Origin of the sequence: Streptomyces niveiscabiei (assembly GCF_001419795.1) — a bacterium.
In the GTDB taxonomy this organism is placed as follows: domain Bacteria; phylum Actinomycetota; class Actinomycetes; order Streptomycetales; family Streptomycetaceae; genus Streptomyces; species Streptomyces niveiscabiei.
Genome location: NZ_LIRL01000015.1, coordinates 12,556 through 12,853, shown reverse-complemented (window position 1 = coordinate 12,853; position 298 = coordinate 12,556). Strand labels below are relative to the sequence as shown.

The window sequence follows — 298 nt, the reverse complement described above, 5'->3', positions numbered from 1 at the left end:
GCCGATCCCCGCGAGCCCGAGACCCGTCTCGATGACCAGCCCCGACACCCAGGGCGCCACGGCGATGCCGACGTTGAAGGCGACGATGTTGAGGGCGCCGCCCAGTGTCCGGGTCTCGCCGAGGACGCCGAACACGCGGGCGTTGACCGCCGGGTTCGTGGCGAAGCCCCCGGCGGCGAGGAGGACGGTGAGCGGGATGGTCAGGGCCGGGGTGCCGGCGGTCAGCGCGAGGGTGGCGGCCACGGCGGCGACCGTGCCCATGCCGGTCAGCAGGACGGCGAAGGGCGCCCGGTCGGCG

1 pseudogene is annotated in these 298 nt (G+C 75.8%); it reads right to left on the bottom strand.

Annotation, left to right across the window (positions count from 1 at the left end):
* Positions 1-298, bottom strand: a pseudogene (locus tag AOK24_RS49510) (Cmx/CmrA family chloramphenicol efflux MFS transporter); the annotation flags it as partial.